The organism is Aeromonas sp. 159, from assembly GCF_963862045.1.
In the GTDB taxonomy this organism is placed as follows: Bacteria; Pseudomonadota; Gammaproteobacteria; order Enterobacterales; family Aeromonadaceae; genus Aeromonas; species Aeromonas veronii.
In genome coordinates this window covers 1-16,910 of sequence record NZ_CAWLMI010000031.1, presented here as the reverse complement: position 1 = coordinate 16,910, position 16,910 = coordinate 1, and the positions used below count along the sequence as shown (strand labels likewise).

16 protein-coding genes and 3 tRNA genes are annotated in these 16,910 nt (G+C 58.0%); 15 read left to right on the top strand and 4 right to left on the bottom strand.

Annotation, left to right across the window (positions count from 1 at the left end):
* The first annotated feature begins 27 nt into the window (after positions 1-27).
* The 3 genes from ald to AACR14_RS06125 all read left to right on the top strand — a co-directional run bounded on the left by ald (position 28) and on the right by AACR14_RS06125 (position 3,589).
* Entirely contained in the window at positions 28-1,143 is a 1,116-nt protein-coding gene (gene ald, locus AACR14_RS06135) for an alanine dehydrogenase (RefSeq protein ID WP_005337098.1), read from the top strand.
* A gap of 185 nt (positions 1,144-1,328) precedes the next feature.
* Positions 1,329-2,279, top strand: a complete 951-nt coding sequence (trxB, locus tag AACR14_RS06130) for a thioredoxin-disulfide reductase (protein WP_019445530.1) — start codon at positions 1,329-1,331, stop codon at positions 2,277-2,279.
* A gap of 62 nt (positions 2,280-2,341) precedes the next feature.
* Complete coding sequence (locus tag AACR14_RS06125) at positions 2,342-3,589, top strand: diguanylate cyclase (protein WP_019445529.1); 1,248 nt, start codon at positions 2,342-2,344, stop codon at positions 3,587-3,589.
* 108 nt (positions 3,590-3,697) lie between these two features.
* Here AACR14_RS06125 and AACR14_RS06120 read toward each other — a convergent pair whose 3' ends face one another.
* Positions 3,698-4,168 (bottom strand): outer membrane lipoprotein, encoded by a 471-nt coding sequence (locus AACR14_RS06120; RefSeq protein ID WP_019445528.1) that lies wholly within the window; start codon positions 4,166-4,168, stop codon positions 3,698-3,700.
* Positions 4,169-4,187: 19 nt separating this feature from the next.
* On the opposite strand from AACR14_RS06120, the gene aat reads away from it, so the two are divergent.
* The 3 genes from aat to infA all read left to right on the top strand — a co-directional run bounded on the left by aat (position 4,188) and on the right by infA (position 5,895).
* The gene (gene aat / locus AACR14_RS06115) at positions 4,188-4,895 is read left to right on the top strand and encodes a leucyl/phenylalanyl-tRNA--protein transferase (RefSeq protein WP_019445527.1); all 708 of its coding nucleotides are present in this window, start codon (positions 4,188-4,190) and stop codon (positions 4,893-4,895) included.
* Entirely contained in the window at positions 4,892-5,608 is a 717-nt protein-coding gene (locus AACR14_RS06110) for an arginyltransferase (protein WP_019445526.1), read from the top strand. The genes aat and AACR14_RS06110 overlap by 4 nt, the downstream gene beginning before the upstream one ends.
* Before the next feature lie 68 nt (positions 5,609-5,676).
* Positions 5,677-5,895 carry a translation initiation factor IF-1 gene (infA, locus tag AACR14_RS06105; protein ID WP_005300033.1) on the top strand — a complete coding sequence of 73 codons (219 nt, stop codon included), beginning with the start codon at positions 5,677-5,679 and terminating at the stop codon, positions 5,893-5,895.
* A gap of 68 nt (positions 5,896-5,963) precedes the next feature.
* Here the strand turns inward: infA and clpA are convergent, their stop codons facing one another.
* A complete protein-coding gene (clpA, locus tag AACR14_RS06100) occupies positions 5,964-8,219 on the bottom strand; it encodes an ATP-dependent Clp protease ATP-binding subunit ClpA (protein WP_005337110.1) in 2,256 nt (751 codons plus the stop codon).
* Positions 8,220-8,278: 59 nt separating this feature from the next.
* Positions 8,279-8,596, bottom strand: coding sequence for an ATP-dependent Clp protease adapter ClpS (gene clpS / locus AACR14_RS06095; protein ID WP_005337111.1), 318 nt, complete (start codon positions 8,594-8,596; stop codon positions 8,279-8,281).
* A gap of 229 nt (positions 8,597-8,825) precedes the next feature.
* On the opposite strand from clpS, the gene cspD reads away from it, so the two are divergent.
* Entirely contained in the window at positions 8,826-9,044 is a 219-nt protein-coding gene (gene cspD, locus AACR14_RS06090) for a cold shock-like protein CspD (protein WP_005300025.1), read from the top strand.
* A gap of 117 nt (positions 9,045-9,161) precedes the next feature.
* On the opposite strand, the gene folD is transcribed toward cspD, so the two are convergent.
* Complete coding sequence (gene folD, locus AACR14_RS06085; RefSeq protein WP_005337113.1) at positions 9,162-10,016, bottom strand: bifunctional methylenetetrahydrofolate dehydrogenase/methenyltetrahydrofolate cyclohydrolase FolD; 855 nt, start codon at positions 10,014-10,016, stop codon at positions 9,162-9,164.
* A gap of 213 nt (positions 10,017-10,229) precedes the next feature.
* Here folD and AACR14_RS06080 point away from each other — a divergent pair.
* The 8 genes from AACR14_RS06080 (at position 10,230) to AACR14_RS06045 (ending at position 16,597) form a co-directional block, all read left to right on the top strand.
* Positions 10,230-10,306 (top strand) — tRNA-Pro (locus AACR14_RS06080).
* A gap of 37 nt (positions 10,307-10,343) precedes the next feature.
* Positions 10,344-10,420, top strand: a tRNA-Arg gene (locus tag AACR14_RS06075).
* Between the two features lie 52 nt (positions 10,421-10,472).
* Positions 10,473-10,548, top strand: a tRNA-His gene (locus AACR14_RS06070).
* 317 nt (positions 10,549-10,865) lie between these two features.
* A complete protein-coding gene (gene rstA, locus AACR14_RS06065; RefSeq protein WP_019445525.1) occupies positions 10,866-11,576 on the top strand; it encodes a two-component system response regulator RstA in 711 nt (236 codons plus the stop codon).
* 21 nt (positions 11,577-11,597) lie between these two features.
* Positions 11,598-12,923, top strand: a complete 1,326-nt coding sequence (rstB, locus tag AACR14_RS06060) for a two-component system sensor histidine kinase RstB (RefSeq protein WP_019445524.1) — start codon at positions 11,598-11,600, stop codon at positions 12,921-12,923.
* Between the two features lie 54 nt (positions 12,924-12,977).
* Positions 12,978-13,160, top strand: a complete 183-nt coding sequence (locus AACR14_RS06055) for a hypothetical protein (RefSeq protein WP_005359970.1) — start codon at positions 12,978-12,980, stop codon at positions 13,158-13,160.
* Between the two features lie 153 nt (positions 13,161-13,313).
* A complete protein-coding gene (gene mprF, locus AACR14_RS06050; protein WP_019445523.1) occupies positions 13,314-15,863 on the top strand; it encodes a bifunctional lysylphosphatidylglycerol flippase/synthetase MprF in 2,550 nt (849 codons plus the stop codon).
* Positions 15,864-15,874: 11 nt separating this feature from the next.
* Positions 15,875-16,597: an AcvB/VirJ family lysyl-phosphatidylglycerol hydrolase gene (locus tag AACR14_RS06045; RefSeq protein ID WP_019445522.1), complete on the top strand. Its 723-nt coding sequence runs from the start codon at positions 15,875-15,877 to the stop codon at positions 16,595-16,597.
* The last annotated feature ends 313 nt before the right edge of the window (positions 16,598-16,910 follow it).

Below are 16,910 nucleotides of genomic sequence, written 5' to 3'. Positions count from 1 at the left end.
AACACCAATCTATAGACGAGGGATAGCATGATTATCGGTGTACCTAAAGAGATAAAAAACCATGAATACCGCGTAGGCATGGTTCCGGCCAGTGTACGTGAACTGACAGCACGAAACCATACTGTTTTCGTCCAAAGCGGTGCCGGAAACGGCATTGGCTTCAGCGATGCAGATTATATCGCTGTTGGAGCCGAAATTTTGGCCTCTGCAGCAGAGGTTTTCGCCAAAGCCGAGATGATCGTCAAGGTCAAGGAACCTCAGCCTGTCGAATGTGCCATGCTGCGCCCGGGTCAAACCCTGTTTACCTATCTGCATCTGGCGCCAGACTTGCCCCAGACCGAAGCCCTGCTGAAAAGCGGCGCCATCTGTATCGCCTATGAAACCGTCACCGACGGCCGTGGCGGCCTGCCCTTGCTGGCCCCCATGTCGGAAGTCGCAGGTCGCATGTCTATTCAGGCGGGTGCCCAGGCACTGGAAAAATCGCGCGGTGGTAGCGGTGTGCTGCTCGGCGGCGTACCCGGTGTCGAACCGGCCAAGGTGGTGATCATCGGTGGCGGCGTGGTCGGCTCTAATGCAGCCCGCATGGCCATTGGCCTGCGCGCAGATGTGACCATCCTCGACAACAACGTCGATACCCTTCGCCGTCTCGATAACGAGTTCCAGGGAGCGGCCAAAGTAGTCTACTCCAACAGCGAGACGCTGGAGCGCCATCTGCTGGCGGCCGATCTGGTCATCGGCGGCGTGCTGGTACCGGGCGCCACTGCGCCAAAACTTGTCCGCCGTGACCACATTGCGCGCATGAAGCCGGGTTCTGCCATCGTCGATGTGGCCATCGATCAGGGCGGCTGTGTGGAAACCTCCCACGCCACCACCCACCAGGATCCGACCTATATCGTCGATGAAGTGGTGCACTACTGTGTCGCCAACATGCCGGGGGCGGTGGCCCGCACCTCGACCGTGGCGCTCAACAATGCCACCCTCCCCTTTATCATCAAGCTGGCCCAGCAAGGGTATCGTCAGGCACTGCTGAGCGATCCCAACCTGCTGCACGGGCTCAACGTGATGGAGGGCAAGCTCACCTGCAAGGAAGTGGCCGTGGCACATGGCCTTGCCTACACGGATCCCCTGACCCTGCTGAACTGATCTGCGCTGGCCTGCGCCAGTTGGAGATGAGTGAAAATCCGCCCGCGATGGGCGGTTTTTTTATGCCTTTATTTTGCATGTCACCCCTTGTGAACACGATTAGTGCAATCGACTCACCAGCCTTTGACCCCGGATCACGAATTACCTACAATCGCGCAAACTCATCACATCCCGGAAATGACATCATGAGCCAAGTCACTCACAGCAAATTGCTGATCTTAGGGTCAGGCCCGGCCGGTTACACCGCGGCCGTCTACGCCGCCCGCGCCAACCTCAATCCCCTGCTCATCACCGGCATGCAGCAAGGGGGTCAGCTGACCACCACCACCGAAGTGGAAAACTGGCCAGGTGATCCGGAAGGGCTGACAGGCCCGGCCCTGATGGAGCGCATGAAAGAGCATGCAGAGAAGTTCGACACCCGCATCCTGTTTGATCACATCAACAGTGTCGAACTGACTCAGCGCCCGTTCCGTCTCAAGGGCGACAACGGCGAGTACACCTGCGATGCCCTGATCATCGCGACCGGCGCCTCCGCCAAGTATCTGGGTCTGCCCTCCGAAGAGGCCTTCAAGGGGCGCGGCGTCTCTGCCTGTGCCACCTGTGACGGTTTCTTCTACCGCAATCAGGAAGTGGCGGTGATCGGCGGCGGCAACACCGCTGTTGAAGAAGCTTTGTATCTGGCCAACATCGCCAAGAAGGTGCACCTGATCCACCGCCGCGACGAATTCCGTGCCGAGAAGATCCTGATCAAGCGTCTGCACGACAAGGTCGCGAGCGGCAATATCGTGCTGCACACCCACCAGACCCTGGACGAAGTGCTGGGCGATCAGATGGGGGTCACCGGTGTGCGCCTGCGCAACACTCAGGACAACAGCACCAGCGAGCTGCCGCTGATGGGCGTCTTCATCGCCATCGGCCACCAGCCCAATACCCAGATCTTCGATGGCCAGCTGGAGATGCAAAACGGCTATCTGAAGGTACGTGGCGGCCTCGACGGTTTTGCCACCCAGACCAGCATTGAAGGTGTCTTCGCTGCCGGCGACGTGGCCGACCACAACTACCGTCAGGCGATCACCTCTGCCGGTACCGGCTGCATGGCAGCCCTCGATGCCGAACGCTACCTCGACGCGCAATAAACAAGCGTAGTTGTGATATAAGGCATACCAGTCGGTATGCCTTTTTTATTTAAAGGAGTCTAATGAAACAGAAGATATTGATTGTCGAAGATAGCCTGACCATCCGCCGTATGCTGACTCAGGCCATTGCCCAGCAGACAGGCCTCGAGATTGACGCCTTCGATACCCTCGAAGGTGCCCGTCACTGCCGGGGCGAGGAGTATGTGGTCGCGCTGGTGGACCTGACCTTGCCGGATGCGCCCCGTGGCGAAGCGGTCAACGAGCTGCTGGCTCGAGGTTTGCCGGTGGTGATCCTCACTGCCGACATCAGCGAGGATAAACGTGCCGCCTGGCTGGAAACCGGCGTGCTGGACTATGTGATGAAGGATTCGCGCCACTCGCTGCAATATGCCGTCAGTTTGGTGCACCGCCTCTATCTCAACCAGTCTATCGAAGTGCTGGTGGTCGACGACTCACGCACCTCCCGTCACCGCACCATGGCCCAGTTGCGCAAGCAGTTGTTGCAGGTGCATGAGGCCAGTCATGCCCGTGAAGCGATGGCGATGCTGGAGCAACACCCGGACATCCGGCTGGCACTGGTCGACTATTATATGCCGGATATCGATGGCATCAGTCTGGTGCGGATGCTGAGAGAGCGTTACAGCAAGCAGCAGCTCGCGATTATCGGGATCTCGGTCTCGGACAAGCGCGGTCTCTCTGCTCGCTACCTCAAGCAGGGCGCCAACGACTTTCTCAACCAGCCGTTCGAGCCGGAAGAGCTACAGTGTCGGGTCAGCCACAATCTGGAAGCGCTCGAGCAGTTCAACAGCATTCAGGAGTCAGCCAATCGTGATTATCTGACCGGTCTCTACAACCGGCGCTACTGGTTCAACGAAGGGCAAAAATGGTTTGAAGAACATCAGCGCCAGCAGACGCCTCTCGCACTCTGTGTGCTTGATGTGGATCACTTCAAGCAGGTCAACGATCACTGGGGCCATGCCATCGGCGATCAACTGCTCTGCCATCTGACCCGGCTACTGACCCAGTTCTTCCCCGATGCCATGATCGCCCGCTTTGGCGGAGAGGAGTTTGCCATGATGGTGCCTCACTGTACCGTCCCCGTGTTGATCAAGCGTCTTGAAGGGCTGCGTCAGCAGCTGCGCCAGCAACCCTTGTCACCGGAAACCCCGCTCTTTGTTCGCGCCAGTTACGGCGTGATCAGTGTCGGGCGGATATCCATGGACGAGGCGCTGAGCGTAGCGGATCGGCTGCTCTATCAGGCAAAGAACACCGGTCGCGACAAGATAGTCTCTCAAGAGATAACTATCTGAATCCTCAGGGCATCAGTCCCGTGTATTACCGCCCGACAGACTTTCCAGCAGGAGAGTCTGCGGGTTCCTTTCCTGCCACAGTCTCCCCATCACCGAGACTATCGAAAGTCAGTAAGTCTTGTCGACCCGCACCCCATCATCGAAGTAGAGAATGCGCACCTTGTCCCCATTGGCAAAGACCATGGTGGGATCATAATCCTGGATCACGTTGATAAGGGCATTTTGCTCGTTGCGGATCAGCAGCTCCACCAACTTGTTTTCCACCACGGTTCCCCCGGACTGGTATTGCTGCGCAGCTGCAGCACCTGCGAGCGCGCCGACGGCGGTGGCGATTTCACGGCCATGACCGCCGCCAAACTGGTTGCCAAGCAGACCGCCCAACACGGCACCACCCAGCGTCTTCCAGCCAGAGTGCTCTGACTCCAGGATCTGGCGCTGGGTAATATTGCGCACCGTTTCGACCTGACCAAACACCACCTGATTGACCGGCCGCGCGGTATTGCGCTGGTAAACTTCCGCCCCGGCGGGCGCCGTGACAAAGCAGAGCAAGCTGGATACTATCAGGATAATGGCCTTCATCTATGAACCTCGTTGCCTTATGTCTCGCTATCTTACCCAACTGGATGATGAGCTTTGCTGGTTTCCCGACCCCAGCCATGCGCTGGAAGAGCCCAATGGCTTGCTGGCGATCGGCGGGGATCTCTCCCCTGCCAGATTGCTGGCAGCTTACCACAAGGGGATCTTCCCGTGGAATGAACCCCACCAGCCGACCCTGTGGTGGTCACCGGATCCCCGTGGGGTGATCCGTCCCGACCAACTCCATGTGGGGCGCACACTGCAGAAGATTATCCGCCGTACCCCATTCGATATTTCCGTCAATCGCGCCTTTAATGAAGTCATTACCGCCTGCGCCGCCCCTCGTCGCACTGCCGATGGCACCTGGATCAGCCAGCCCATGATCGAGGCCTACCAGCAGTTGCACCGGCTGGGTCATGCCCACTCTATCGAGATCTGGCAGGAGGGAGAGCTGCAAGCGGGACTGTATGGCCTCTCTATCGGCCGACTGTTTTGCGGTGAATCCATGTTCAGCCGGATTGATAACGGCGCCAAACTTGCCATGGTGGCACTCTGTCGCCACTTCGCCCGCCATCGCGGCGCCCTCATCGATTGCCAGATGCAAAACCCGTTTCTGGCGACCCTGGGTATCGAGGAGTGGCCAAGGGCCCGTTTTCTGGCCGAACTGGCACGCCTTGGCCATCAACCACTATTGGCTTCCTGCTGGCAAGAGGGGGAAATCAGCCTATGACTGAAGAAGTGATCCTCAAAGTAGGGCTGACTCCCAAGCATCCCTGCAGTTATCTGGACCATGAACAGGAGCAATTGCTGGTACTGATGGATCACAATCTGCTCAACGCCAACGGTTACGAGCGATTGTTGACTGCCGGTTTTCGCCGCAGTGGCAACGACATCTATCGTCCCCACTGCCCGGCGTGCCATGCCTGCCAGTCCCTTCGTATTCACAGCGAGCGCTTTCGCCCCAGCCGCGGCCAGAAGCGGATCCGCCAGCTCAACAGGGATATCGAGATCGTCCTGAGCTACGATGACAAACCCGAGTATTACCTGCTCTACGAACGCTATATCCGCGAACGCCATCACGATGGCAGCATGTATCCCCCCAACCGCAGCCAGTATCGTGGGTTTCTCCATTGTGACTGGATGCCGCCGCTCTACCTGGAGATGCGCAAAGAGGGCCGCCTTATCGGTGTAGCCACCACAGACCTGCTGCCCCACTCCTTGAGCGCCATGTACACCTTCTTCGATCCTGACTATGCCGATCGCTCCCTGGGCACTTTTGCCATCCTCTGCCAGCTCGATCTGGCCAGGCGAACCGGGCGAAGCTGGCTCTATCTTGGCTATCTGGTAGAGGCGTGTCGCAAGATGAATTACAAACGCAATTACCTCCCTCATGAACTGTTAATTCAGGGGGAATGGAAAAATATCGACACCAAGCCCGAGTAAACTTTACACATAGCCTTAAATCCGGCATGATCCAGCGGTTTTTTGTTGTGGCTTATCAAGAGGATTCAATGGCTAAAGAAGACAGTATTGAGATGCAGGGCACTATTCTCGAAACCCTGCCCAATACCATGTTCCGTGTGGAACTGGAGAATGGTCACGTGGTTATCGCTCATATTTCAGGCAAGATGCGCAAAAACTACATTCGTATCCTGACTGGAGACAAAGTAACGGTAGCACTGACTCCCTACGATCTCTCCAAGGGACGTATTGTTTTCCGCTCTCGCTAAGCCAGGAATTCAGCAAAAAACCCCAACCTTTCGGTTGGGGTTTTTTGTCGTTTTCTGATCACTAACGCTTAGTGGGAAACAGCTTCAACATTGACCTGAAAATCAAAGCTGAGGCTGTCATTTACCAACTCAACCTTCACAATTCCCCCGTCAACCAGTGAACCAAACAGGATCTCGTTGGCCAGGGGTTTCTTGAGGTGCTCCTGGATTACCCGACCCATCGGTCTGGCGCCCATGGCTCTGTCATATCCCTTCTCTGCCAACCAGTGGCGGGCACGCTCTGACACCTCGAGAGAGACTCCCTTCGCATCCAGTTGAACCTGCAATTCGACAATGAACTTGTCGACCACCTGATGGATCACCGTCATATCCAGATGGTTGAACCAGATGGTGTGATCAAGCCGGTTGCGAAACTCCGGACTGAAGGTCTTGTTGATCACCGCCATGGCATCGTGGCTCAAATCCTGTTGCTGGAAGCCAATCGATTTACGCTGAGTCTCCTGCACACCGGCGTTGGTAGTCATGACCAAAATCACGTTACGGAAATCCGCCTTGCGCCCGTTGTTGTCGGTCAGGGTGCCGTTGTCCATCACCTGCAACAGCAGATTGAATACGTCCGGGTGAGCTTTCTCAATTTCGTCAAGCAACACGACGGAATGAGGATGCTTGATCACCGCATCAGTCAGCAGACCACCCTGCTCAAAACCGACATAGCCGGGAGGCGCACCAATCAGACGAGATACGGTATGGCGTTCCATGTACTCGGACATATCAAAGCGCAGCATCTCGACACCCAGCGCCTTACCCAACTGCTGGGTGACCTCGGTCTTGCCCACCCCGGTCGGACCAGCGAAGAGGAAGCACCCTACCGGGCGACGCTCGTTACCCAAACCTGAACGAGAGAGGCGAATCGCATCGGTCAGCACCTCGATGGCTTTATCCTGACCAAAGACCACCATCTTCAGATTGCGCTCCAGGTTCTTCAGTACTTCTTTATCTGAAGAGGAGACTGATTTTTCCGGAATGCGGGCGATCTTGGCCACAATGGACTCAATTTCCTGCACATTGATCACTTTCTTGCGCTTGCTCGCCGGCAGTAACCGTTGACCGGCACCCGCCTCGTCGATCACATCGATCGCCTTGTCGGGTAGGTGACGATCATTGATGTACTTGGCAGAGAGCTCGGCAGCTGCACGGATCGCCTTGGCGGTATAGCGTACACCGTGGTGGGCTTCGTAGCGACTCTTGAGCCCCATCAGGATGCGAGTGGTGTCATCGATAGTCGGCTCGACAATATCGATCTTCTGGAAGCGACGGGCCAACGCACGGTCTTTCTCGAAGATCTGGGCGTACTCCTGATAAGTGGTGGATCCCACACAGCGGAGCAAACCATTGGAGAGCAGCGGCTTGATCAGGTTGGCCGCATCCAGCTGACCACCGGAAGCAGCACCGGCACCAATGATGGTATGGATCTCGTCGATAAAGAGGATGGCCCCTTCCTGACGCTCAATCTGCTTGAGCAGTACTTTGAGGCGCTTCTCGAAATCACCACGGTATTTGGTGCCCGCCAGCAGAGAACCCATATCCAGCGAATAGATGGTACTGCCCGCAATCACCTCGGGCACATCCCCCTTGACGATGCGATAGGCCAACCCTTCGGCAATGGCGGTTTTCCCCACGCCGGCTTCACCCACCAGCAGCGGGTTGTTCTTGCGACGGCGGCAGAGCACCTGAATGGTACGATTGAGCTCCTGATCACGGCCAATCAGCGGATCGATGCGCCCTTCCAGCACCAGCTGGTTCAGGTTGGTGGCAAAGCTCTCGATCTGTGCGGCCGAAACATCATCATCAGACTCGGGATTGTTATTGCTGCCGAGATCCGGCTTGCTGTCCTTGCGCACCCCGTGGGAGAGGAAATTGACGACGTCGAGACGGCTGATCTCGGCTTTTTTCAGGAAATAGGCAGCTTGTGACTCCTGCTCACTGAAGATAGCGACCAGCACGTTGGCGCCGCTTACTTCGGTATTGCCGGAGGATTGCACATGGAAGACGGCACGCTGCAACACGCGCTGGAAGCCCAGTGTCGGCTGGGTTTCACGATCTTCATCATCGCGCGGTATGAGCGGAGTAGTTTGGGTGATGAATGCGCGGATCTCCTTGCGCATCTGCTCAACATCGGCACCACAAGAGCTCAGCGCCTCATGGGCTGAACTGTTATCCAGAAGGGCTAACAACAGGTGCTCGACGGTCATGAATTCATGACGCTCGTCACGGGCCAGTTTGAAAGCCTCGTTCAGCGTCTTTTCTAGATCTTTATTCAACATAGGCACCTCCCCTAGTACAGCTACAATGTGGTGTCACACTCGCCATCAAGTCATCAGATTCAAGCCTTTTCCATAGTACAGAGCAGTGGATGTTCGTTGTTACGTGCATAGGTGTTGACTTGGACAACCTTGGTTTCGGCGATCTCTGCGGTAAACATGCCGCAGACACCCTTACCACTATAATGCACACTCAGCATGACCTGAGTCGCCTTGTCCAAATCCATACCAAAGAACTTTTGCAGCACCTCCACCACGAACTCCATCGGGGTGTAGTCATCGTTGTTCAACACAACTTTATACATGGGTGGCGGCTGCAGCTTTGTTTTCTCTGCTTCTGCAATCTCTTCATTAGCAAAGAGTTCTTTCTGCTTGCTCATAATCGCGCTTTGGTACCTCTAGATTACTACCGTCTAACACAAGGTTGTCAATAGACTTGTTAACCAGATCACATCAGCTGTTAACAACTTCTTGACTCGCTCAAAAGTTAGACTAGATTGGTTACTTGCTAATCTGTGCCCGTCTGCTATGGGCCCATGTCCCTAGTTATAAAGGGCTGGCGCAGGTTACTCAACGACTTCTGGGTAATCAATAAAAGGATGTAGAAGTATGGCAACCGGCACAGTTAAGTGGTTTAACAACGCAAAAGGATTTGGGTTTATCTGTCCGGAAGGGGGCGGTGAGGATATCTTCGCTCACTACTCCACGATTCAAATGGAGGGCTACAAGACCCTGAAAGCGGGTCAGGCTGTCAATTTTGAACTGCAACAGGGGCCGAAAGGAAATCACGCCTCTGTGATTGTGCCAAACGAAGCACAAAATATGTAAATAACACCCGTTGGATAAATAAAAAACCGGTTCCTCTCTGAGCAACCGGTTTTTTATTGTCATATTTCTGGCGAATCCTGCCTCCTCACGGGATCACAGGGTTATCACCAACCATGATCAGTCGTGATATTCACTGCAGGCGATCAGGGTATTTTCCATCAGGCTGGCGACCGTCATCGGGCCCACGCCACCGGGTACCGGAGTAATGAAGGAGGCATGGCTGCGCGCCGTCTCAAACTCCACATCCCCGACCAGCGAGCCATCAGCCAGACGGTTGATGCCCACATCGATCACCAGTGCCCCCGGTTTGATCCACTCCCCAGGGATGAAGTTGGGCTTACCGACCGCAACAACCAGCAGATCGGCACGGCGAACCTGCTCTTCCAGATCCCGGGTAAAGCGGTGACAGGTCGTGGTTGTGCAGCCAGCCAGCAACAATTCGAGGGTCATGGGACGCCCGACGATGTTGGACGCTCCCACCACGACCGCATGCAGACCATGTGTCTTCACGCCGGTGGTCTCGATCAGTGTCATGATCCCTTTCGGAGTGCAGGGGCGCAGCGCCGGAATACGTTGGGCCAGACGACCGACGTTATACGGGTGAAATCCATCTACATCCTTGTCAGGCTGGATCCGCTCCAGCACCTGAGTGGTATCAAAGTGATCCGGCAACGGCAGCTGAACCAGAATGCCATCTACGTGGCTATCCGCATTCAACTGGTCGATCAGCGCCAGCAGCTCTTCCTGACTGGCAGTGGCACTCAGATCATAGGAGCGGGAGAGAAACCCCACCTCCTCGCATGCCCGGCGTTTGCTGCCGACATAGACCTGAGAGGCGGGATCCGCCCCCACCAGAATGACTGCCAGCCCTGGAGCCCGTTTCCCTGCCGCCAACCGCTGTTGGACTTGCGCCGCGACCTGGCTGCGAATCGTTTGCGCAACCTGTTTTCCATCTATGATTTTGGCAGACATCGTTCTCCACTCACCATGTGTTCAACTGCCGCGCATTGTCGCATTTTTTTAGCCGGGATGTTAGCGGCAGACGCACGCCAGACCTGTAGCGGGCAATAAGTAGGCACTTGAATTTACTGGGGGAAAAAGTCGTTGACGCTGCCCCTTACGCTTGGCTATGATGCCCGCCCGTTGCCCAGTACGACTCATGTCGATATGCTGGTCAGGGATTTTCGGTGATTAGCGCAGTCCGGTAGCGCATCTGGTTTGGGACCAGAGGGTCAAAGGTTCGAATCCTTTATCACCGACCATGTTCATCGACTCGTCCCTAAGACGTGTTGATACAAAGCGCCCTTAGCTCAGTTGGATAGAGCAACGGCCTTCTAAGCCGTGGGTCGCAGGTTCGAATCCTGCAGGGCGCGCCATTGATGTTCCCCAATCCTTCTGGATTGGCGAGCGTTGATGAAAATTTCAGTGGTGGCTGTAGCTCAGTTGGTAGAGTCCCGGATTGTGATTCCGGTTGTCGTGGGTTCGAGCCCCATCAGCCACCCCATTATTCTGTCGATAATCGCCGCAAGGTGACGTCCATCGAATTGGTGCAGTGACCTTCTGGTCTGCTCCGCGAAAAACCGGCCTTGGCCGGTTTTTTTGTTTTTGCGCTCGACAGCGCCTTACCTTGTCTGCAAGGCCATCATCCTCCAGATCGATAAACGCGGCTCTGCCCATTTGTCACGATGTGCGCCTCCCCATCGATACACACAGCCACACTCCCCCACACATCAGCCTGCCTGGTTCTTTTTCTGTATTTCCCAGGCGCCATTGATATGCTGATCGCTCTTCTTCTCTCCTGCTTCCCGTTGGAGCTTTTCTATGCAACGCATTCTTTTTGTCGAAGATGATCCCGAGATTGGCCAGCTCATCAGCAGTTGGCTCGGTCGCCACGATATGGATGTGCTCCTCGAGCCCAGAGGGGATATGGCGCTGGCTCGGGTCGAGGCCGAACAGCCCGATCTGGTGCTGCTCGATATCATGTTGCCGGGGCAGGATGGCATGTCCCTCTGTCGGGATCTGCGGCCGCGCTTCGACGGCCCCATCGTAATGCTCACCTCGCTGGATAGCGACATGAACCAGATCCTAAGTCTGGAGCTGGGCGCCAACGACTACATCCTTAAAACCACCCCGCCCCCCGTGCTACTGGCCAGACTGAGGGTGCAGTTTCGCCAGCACCAGCAAGCATCAACCCAACCGGCAGCCACCAGCAGCGTTCCCCAGCAACTACAATTTGGTCGGCTGCGGGTGGATGGTCCGGGACGAGATGTGCGCCTCGATGGCGAGAGCATTGCCCTCTCGACCGCCGACTTTGATCTGCTGTGGGAGCTCGCCTGCCACGCGGGCCAAATCTTGAGTCGGGAAGCCCTGTTCCGCAGCTTGCGCGGCCGGGAGTACGACGGTCAGGATCGCAGCATGGATGTGGCCATCTCCCGCCTGCGCCGCAAACTGGGTGATAACCCCGACAACCCGACCCAGATCAAGACGGTGCGCCAGAAAGGCTACCTCTTCGTCCCCCACGCCTGGGAATAACCCTCTTTCGGGAGCACCGCCATGCGCCGTCTCTTTATCCAATTCTATCTGTTGCTGATCGGCTGCTTCACCCTGGCCATCCTGCTGGTGGGCGTGGTCTATCAGGTGACCGCCGAACGGGCGGGCGATCGCTATCTCGAACGCATGATGCAGGGCTCTCTTGGCCTGTTGACCGGCGAGTTGGCAAGAACCCCGCCAGAGCGCTGGCCCGATCGGCTGGCCGAGCAGAGCAGTCAGTTTACCCTCCCCCTCAAGATCGGTGAGCTGGTGCGCCAGCCCCTGGCCAGCGAGGATCAGGCCTTTCTGGCCGCCGGCAACATTGTCATCGTCGAGGAGGATGACACCTTCCTGCAGCGCATCCCCGATACCGATCGGGTGCTGATTGTCGGCCCTGTACCCTACCTCTCCTACCTGCACGAGCTGCACTGGGTCGATGTGGGGCTGCTGCTGGTGATCGGCCTATCCCTCGGCCTGCCCATTCTGCTCTGGTTGCGTCCCCACTGGCGCGGCTTGCAGCAGTTGGAGCAAACCGCACGTCGCGTAGGCGATGGGGATCTCTCCTGCCGAACCAATCTGCCACCGGGCAGCAGTCTGGCCCGGGTGGGACGCACCTTCGATCAAATGGCGACCCAATTGCAGGCCATGATTGCCAGCCGCAAGCAACTGACCGATGCCATCGCACACGAGTTGCGCACCCCGCTGGTCCGGTTGCGCTATCGGCTTGCCATGCTCGATCCTGCCCCTGCCGAGCAGGAGCAACAGGCGCTGGAGCGAGATCTGGGGGCGCTGGACGCCCTGATCGAAGAGATGCTCACTTACGCCAAGCTGGATAGACCCGAACTGCCGCTGCAGCAGGACGAGCTTGAACTCAGCCACTGGGCACAAGCGCATCTTGGCGACTGGCAGGCGCTGGCACCCGAGAAGAGGCTCACCCTCGATCTGCCGCCACGCCACATGCCCTGGTGCGGCGATCAGCGTCTGCTGACGCGCGCGGTGGAGAACCTCATCGGCAATGCTCTGCGCTACGCCGAGAGCGAGGTTACCCTCTCCATATCGCGGCTGCAGGAGAACTATCTGCTGGAGGTGAGCGACGATGGACCGGGGATCGATCCGGCGCTGGCGCCCCAGATCTTCGAACCATTCGTGCGCCTTGATCAGAGCCGGGATCGTCGCACCGGCGGCACCGGACTGGGGCTGGCCATCGTGCGCAGCATTGCCCGTCATCACGGGGGGGATGTGGAGCTGCTGGCCAGTGACCACGGCGCCCGCTTCTGCCTCACCCTGCCTGTACATTTGGATACAAACCGTCACCAACCGCTCACTGAAGGGCCGCTGCAACCGTCATAGGATGACTGTCATGGAGAACGCTCCATAACATCAACCCGAATAAGGAAATTGAACATGAAAAAGATCATTCCCCTGACCCTGGCAGCCGTCTTCGCCCTCACTTCCGGTTTCACCATGGCGGCCACCCCGACCAAGACAGCCACGCCGCAGACGACCCAGACCAAGGTGGTGAAAAAACACCATAAAGCCACCCACGCCAAGACCCCTGCCGTCAAAGTCGCGCCGAAAACCAAGTGATCCAACCGGTCACTGGATAACACAGAGGGAGGCTGACGCCTCCCTTTCCATCTCTTCCCGAAATTTTCCTGACGAGCGCCTCCCTCGTCCAAACCGGATCCACAACCCGGCTCCCCCTTTGCGGGAAACGGTCAATGACCACAGGAACATGGCATGTGGCGTCATCTGCTTAAATGGCTCGGCCCCTTGTGCAGCTTGCTGCTGCTCGGCACCGCACTGACCGTGCTGTATCACCTGACTCAGGCATGGCACTGGCACGATATTCGTGTGGCCATCTGGTCCCAACCCCTGCCGCGACTAGCGGGCGCCCTGTTGCTGACCCTGCTCAGTTATGGTTGCCTCTGCAGCTATGACATACTGGCGATCCATGCGCTGGGCAAGCGCCTTCCCTGGCAACAGGTCAGCATCACCTCCTTTATCGCCTACACCTTCTCCAACACCCTGGGATTTGCCCTGCTGACCGGCACCTCGGTACGCTATCGCCTCTACTCCGCACTGGGGCTCGCCACCGGGGAAGTGGCCCGCGTGGTGCTGTTCTGCTCCATCACCTTCTTCCTCGGCCTGTTGGCGTGGGGAGGTGGTGCCCTACTGACCTGCGATGTATCACAGCTGCTGCCTGACTGGCCGCAATGGGCAGATACTCTACTCAGGCTGGCGGGCGTCATGGCTCTGCTGTTGGTGGCCAGCTACCTCTGCTGGCCCGCCCCACGTCTCTCCTGGCGGAAACACACGCTGACCCTGCCCGGCTTCAAGGTTCGTCTGTTGCAACTGTTGGTCGCGCTGGCTGACTGGATGGCCGCCGCTGCCGTGCTGTTTGTGCTGTTGCCCGCCGATAGCGTCCCCTACCCCGTGCTGCTCAGTGCCTTCGTGCTGGCCAGCTTCCTCGGGGTGCTGGCCCACGTGCCGGGCGGGATTGGGGTGTTCGAAGCGAGCATGAGCCTGTTGCTGGCTAACTATCTGCCAACCGACAAGCTGCTCGCCTCGCTGCTGCTCTATCGCTGCATCTATTACATGCTTCCCTTTCTCTGTGCCCTGCTGCTCTTTGCGAGTCAGGAGATGCTGCAACAAAAAGCGCGCTGGCAGCGGCTACAGGGGCTGATGAGCGCAGTGCGCGAATTTCTGCCTGCCCTTATCAGCATGGGCACCTTCGCCGCCGGTAGCCTGCTGCTCTGCTCGGGGATGATCCCGACCATGCGCAGCCACATCGAGGTGTGGCTGCAAGTGCTGCCGCTCCACCTGCTCGAGCTCTCCCACGTGCTCGGCAGCGTGAGCGGTATCCTCCTGATCCTGCTGGCTCGCAGCCTCTATCGCCGTCACGACGCCGCGTTTCGCATCACCCAGCTGCTGCTGGCTCTGGGTATCGCCTTCTCCCTGCTCAAGGGGGGGGACTGGGAGTCAGCCCTGCTGCTCGGCAGCTTCCTGCTCATCATGACTCCCTGCCGCTCTCTTTTCTATCGCAAGGGGTCGCTGCTCTATCCCCAGTACACCCCGGGCTGGCTCATCTCGGTCGGCGCCGTGCTGCCGGGAGCGCTGTGGCTGCTGCTCTTCTCCTACCGTCAGGTGGAGTATGACCACGCCCTCTGGTTCCACTTCTCGCCCCACGGCGGGGCTGCCCGCGGCCTGCGCGCCATGGGGAGCGTGGTGGCCGTGCTGGCCGTGGCCGGGGTTGCCCAGCTGCTTGCGCCGCTGCGCGTAGTCGGTGAAAAGCCGGACAAGGAGACGCTTGCGCGCGCCCACGATCTGGTGGTGCGCGAAGGGGGGATCCACGGCTATCTGGCCCAGCTGCAGGACAAGTCCCTGCTGTTCTATCCCGCCGGCGACGCTTTCCTGATGTATGGCATCGAGGGCAACAGCTGGATTGTGATGGGGGATCCGGTCGGCCGCCCCGAGCAGATCGAAGAGCTGCTCTGGCAATTTCGCGAGCGGTGCGACGAGCACGACGCCAACCCGGTCTTTTATCAGGTCTCGGCCCGCTATCTTCCGCTCTATCTGGAGCTGGGGCTGATCCCCTTCAAGCTCGGTGAAGAGGCGATGGTCGATCTGGCCACCTTCGATCTGGCGGGCAGCCGGCTGCGCAACCTGCGCCAAAGCCACGCCAAGGGCAAACGGGAAGGACTGACCTTCGAGGTGGTCGAGGCAAGTGCCGTGGCCCCCCTGCTGCCCAGATTACAAACCGTCTCCGATACCTGGCTGCAGAGCAAGATGGGCAAGGAGAAGGGCTTCTCGGTCGGCCACTTCGAGCCTGACTACATGACCCTAAGCCCGGCTGCGCTGGTATGGCACGAGGGGCAGATTGTCGGCTTTGCCAACCTCTGGGTGAGCGATAACAAGGAGATGCTCTCCATCGATCTGATGCGCTACAGCCTGGATACCGGCACCGCCCCCATCATGGATTTTCTCTTTGTCGAGCTGCTGCTGTGGGGTAAGGCGCAGGGGTACGCCAGCTTCAATCTGGGGATGGCCCCCATGTCCGGCTTCAACGATCACCCGCTCGGCAGCTATTGGGCCCGCCTTGGCAATACCCTATTTGTGCGTGGCAGCCGTTTTTACAACTTTCAGGGGCTCAGACGCTACAAGGAGAAATTTTCGCCCCGCTGGGAACCCCGCTACCTGCTCTGCAGCAGCAAGCTGGTACTGCCCAGAACCCTGACTCACCTGATCACCCTGATTAGCCGCGGCCCGCTGGGGCTGATCAAGAAATAGGAGCATGGCCAATGAGAGCCTTGATATTGCTGTTACTCAGTCTCGTACTGCCCGTTTCATCTTTTGCGGCGCACGCCGCCCCGGTCAAGGATGACCTGAGCCTGATTGAGCTGCCGGTCAAGCAGCCCTCCGACGCCCCCATGGTGATCTTTCTCAGCGGCGATGGTGGCTGGGCAGCCCTCGACAAGGGGTTGAGCACCCAGTTTCAGCTGCACGGCATGCCGGTCGTGGGCTGGAGCTCCCTCACCTACTACTGGAAGAAAAAAACCCCGGAGCAGGTGACCGCCGATCTGGAGCGGATCCTCGACGATTATCAGGCCCGCTGGCAGCGCCCCCGCTGGCTGCTGGTCGGTTTCTCGTTTGGTGCAGAGATTGCCCCCTTCGTCATCAACCGGTTGCCGGAGCACTATCGTCAGGGGCTGGTCGGGGCCGTGATGCTCTCCCCCTCTACCAGCTCGGATTTCGAGATCCACGTCAGCGATATGCTGACCCACAAGGCGCGCAGCTACCCGACCGAGCCGCAGGTGAAGACCATCCGCGATCTGCCGATGCTCTGCCTGCAAGGTGCCGATGATGATGACGGCGACCGCCTCTGCCCCCGTCTCAACCAACCCAACGTCACCAGCGTCACCCTGCCGGGAGGACACCATTTTGACGATAACTACCCCCAGCTCTATCAGGCCATCACCAAGCATCTGAACCTGCCCCCGGATCCGCTGACTGTGGAGCATTAACCGGTATCACCACTGAATGCCTTTCAAGTGCCGAGCAGAGCAAATCAGCGAGCAATGAAAAGGGCCTCTCTTTCGAGAGGCCCTTTTACTGAATTGGGCGGAAACTTTAAAAGGATCGACCAATGGGTTGGCCGTGGCGTCAAGGTCACCGAGGCATTTCACTGCGATTGCCCAAGCGGCTTAGCCAGATGCTGCGCTATTAAGAATGAAGATTTGCATTCCTATGCCAGCAACCACGCGGGGATTGCGCCAGAAAGCAAAAAGCCCTGATGTTTCCATCAGGGCTTTGCAATTTGGCGGTGAGGGAGGGATT